This window comes from Shewanella sp. 11B5 (assembly GCF_002836795.1).
Classification (GTDB): Bacteria; Pseudomonadota; Gammaproteobacteria; order Enterobacterales; family Shewanellaceae; genus Shewanella; species Shewanella frigidimarina.
This window is the reverse complement of record NZ_PJAP01000860.1, coordinates 1-3,547: the sequence shown is the minus strand read 5'-3', so window position 1 is coordinate 3,547 and position 3,547 is coordinate 1. Positions and strand designations below refer to the sequence as shown.

3 protein-coding genes are annotated in these 3,547 nt (G+C 39.4%); all 3 read right to left on the bottom strand.

Annotation, left to right across the window (positions count from 1 at the left end; translation table 11 throughout):
* Nucleotides 1–162: 162 nt before the first annotated feature.
* Nucleotides 163–879: a 3'-5' exonuclease gene (locus tag CXF78_RS17275; RefSeq protein WP_102037455.1), complete on the bottom strand. Its 717-nt coding sequence runs from the start codon at nucleotides 877–879 to the stop codon at nucleotides 163–165.
* Nucleotides 880–889: 10 nt separating this feature from the next.
* Entirely contained in the window at nucleotides 890–2,767 is a 1,878-nt protein-coding gene (locus CXF78_RS17270) for a DUF294 nucleotidyltransferase-like domain-containing protein (RefSeq protein ID WP_102037454.1), read from the bottom strand.
* A 438-nt stretch (nucleotides 2,768–3,205) separates the two neighbouring features.
* The coding region (locus CXF78_RS17265) for an ABC transporter permease (protein ID WP_145991537.1) at nucleotides 3,206–3,547 on the bottom strand (342 nt) is incomplete at its 5' end.

Sequence of the window (3,547 nt, the reverse complement as noted above, 5' to 3'; positions counted from 1 at the left end):
AGTTTGTTGATGGGTATGCGTACCGAAAAGCATAATAAAAGCTAATTGTTGAAATTAAGTCCTTAAAGTGCAAACACATTTCAGGACTTAATAATTCACACAAAAAAGCCGATGATTAATTCATCGGCTTTTTTTTCATCAATATTTCTGTTCAGCTAAACTTTATAACCATAAATTTTTAATCGCAGTGTCGGGACTAAAATGATATTTAATTTGAGCCTGCAATAACTCTGCGGTGGCTATGGCATCAGTTAACGCATCATGAGGGGCATAAGCGGGCAAATGATAACGTTCACGACTATTTGCAAGGCGAATTGATTCTGTGCGTTTTCTTTTAAAGAAATTAAATATTCCCTGCGATTTTTCTCGTTGTACATTAGCCTCAATCTGCATGGTATCAATAACCGGAAACACAATGCCTTCATTAATCAACATGCGTAGCGTATGATCAAGAAAATCACGCTCAATATGACGATAATGCACTACCACGACTTTACCGGCTAATTCATTTAAAAGCTGCTCTAAAATCAATAGTAAATCAGGCGCATCTTGTAAATCAGAGTGGGTGATACCGTGAATAATAATAGAGTCTTCTTGTAATTTATCTTTAGGGTTGAGATACCATTTTTTTGCTTTACGGCAGAAAATACGCTGCAAGGTAAATGGCACTAAGCCAATACTAATGATGCTGTTTTTCTGTGAATCTAAACCAGTTGTTTCAAAATCCAATGCGACAAACTCAATATCACTTAATGGTGTTTCATTGTGATAAGTTCCCGCATGATAGAAATCATGCAGGCGTCTATCTTTACTGTTTTGCACTTTTAATTCTAGAAAGGCTTGCCAGTTTAAAATCGCCTGGTTACTGAAATTAGTCATGAGTTAACCTTTAAAGTTTGTTCGAACTGTAGCGATATTTTAAAAAGTTTTGCGCATTGCTTAACACTAAAAAGGCATCTTTAAGATTTCGTCTTTCAAAATCTGACATACTTTCAGGTTCAATATTATTATCAGGCTCAATCCCAGACTCTATATCCGTTGATTGATGACGTAAACGTACCAGAGAGATAAGCTCCATAGCATGTTGTAAATCTTCGCCCTTTGATGTTGGCAGAATGCCTGCGTCGATAATATCTTCTAAACGTTCAAATGAGTTTTGCGATTGCGAGCCGATTGCTAATGCGTGTACTCGGATCAAATCTGCCAATGGTGCAGTACCACGACGTTTCAAATTAATAGAGTTGTTATGACGACCATCTTTTTCCATCACAAAATCTTTAAAGAATCCAAGTGGTGGTTTTCGGTTGAGGGCATTGTGCGCTAAACAGGCTAGAAAACGGTTGTTTTTCTTGGCCTTACTTAAGATAAATGCATTTAGCTGTTCCGCCCATTTTACTCGGCCATAAACACCGGTAAGATCAAAGAAAATAGAGCAGTTTAATAAAGCTTGCGGGTTAGGATTTTCTATCCAATCACCGAAACAATCTTCCCATTGAGCACGAGTTTTACGGTATTCAGGGTTGCTTGCCATAATATCACCAGTGCAGTAACTATAACCGCAGGCGGCTAAACCATCGCAAACAAAATCTGCTAGCTTCGCAAAATACTCACCATGTAACGCAGCGTTATAGCTGTTATCAAGGATAATGGCATTATCTTGGTCGGTCACCATCAGCTGTTCATCACGGGCCATCGACCCCAGTGCTAAAAAGCAGTATGGGACGGGCGGTGGGCCGAATTTTTCTTCTGCTAGTTCTAACAAACGTTGTTTAAAGTTACGACCAATTTCAGACATTGCCCGTCCGACCATGTGTGAATTGGCATCTTCATTAACCATGCGTACGAAGCAGTTTTTTAACTGCGCAGAAAGTAGCACTAAATCTTCGCAACTATTTTGTTGGAAGATACTGCTTACAAACAACAAACTATTTTGTGATTCGTAGCGAATGATATCCGCAACTTCAATAAGACCAATCGGTTTTTTATTTTTTAAGATAGGTAGATGATCAATATTATTGCGCAGCATAAGCAACATAGCTTCAAAAATGTATGCGTTATGATCCAGCGATATTAAACTGGTCGACATGACTTGTGAAATAGGATTATCTACATTAACTCCGGCAGCGATGACTTTAGCGCAAAGATCATGTTCGGTAATAATACCCACAAAACTACTATCTTGTTGATCATCTATATCAGGGTCATTTATTAATACCGCAGAAATGTTTTGCTCGGCCATTATTTTGGCCACCACTTGTATGGAGCTATGGCACGGTAGAACCACAGGCTCTCTGGTAACTAAGGTTTTCACTTTTGAGGTGGTTAGTGCATTAGCATCATCGGTTTTACCCTTTACCGCTTGTTTTAAACGGGTGGTATCCTCAGCTTCAACGAAATCAGCAAAATCATCATAATTCTCGCATAAGTCATTGAATACAGACTCAGGAATACAGTAAACCAGCGTATCTTTTACTGCTTTAGCGGGGAAACGTACTTTATTATTGGTTAATAAGCCCATTTGCCCAAATAACTGACCTTGATCTAAACGATTATAAAGTTCACCTTTACGGCGATATAACTCTACGACTCCGCTGCGGATCATATACAGCTCTTTAATGTTGTCATTAAAGTTAACAATCATGCTGTCTGTGCGGTAATAAGAAATCTCAACACTTTTGGCAACGTCAATTAAGACTTGTTCTGGAAGCTGATCAAAGGGGGCGTACTGAGCTATAAAGCTCTGAATTTCGAGTACTTCGGCTGTCATGAATAGACCTGCTAGTTTGTGATGACTAAAGAATTGTTAATATCTATTTAGCATTATACGAGTAAACACGACAATATTGACGTTCGACATTGTGGTCGCATATATCGCTGTCGCAGAGGCCATTAGTTATCTTCATTTATTAACCGGTAATGATAGTGATGTAACCAAGGCAAACGATAATCTATTTAGGTTATTCGCCATAGTAGCACTGCTGTTCTGCTATTGTCCGTAAAGCATTTCTGTGTGGTCAGATATTGAGTTAATTTGCTTAAACAAATGACAATGTGGATTATTGACATTAAAGGTGACATTCACTCTTCGAGTTCATTAGAGTTGTTAACTAGATTCCAGTATAACCGGTTGATTTATCTCGCGCTGATTGGTAGGTAATTAGCACCATAGAAGCACAATAAACCGAATTTGCGTTGAGGCTAAAGGCTATTCATGACGCAGGGCTTCTATTGGGTCAAGTTGCGCGGCTTTGCGGGCTGGGAAATAGCCAAAGATGACGCCTACAGCTGCAGAGAATAGAAACGATATCACCACAATACTCATGTTGAATACAAACGGAACTTGTATTAAATTTGCCAGCGCAACTGAGCCTGCCAATGCCAGTATAATGCCGACAATTCCGCCGAGTGAAGACAGCACAATGGCTTCGACCAGAAACTGTAATAGGACTTCTCGTTCAAGTGCGCCAATGGCTAGGCGAATACCGATTTCTCGTGTACGTTCAGTGACCGACACCAACATGATGTTCATAATGCCAATGCCGCCAAC

Coding starts and splice junctions, on each gene's coding strand:
- CXF78_RS17275 (WP_102037455.1), bottom strand. CDS start 879: ATGACTAATTTCAGTAACCAGGCGATTTTAAACTGGCAAGCCTTTCTA.
- CXF78_RS17270 (WP_102037454.1), bottom strand. CDS start 2,767: ATGACAGCCGAAGTACTCGAAATTCAGAGCTTTATAGCTCAGTACGCC.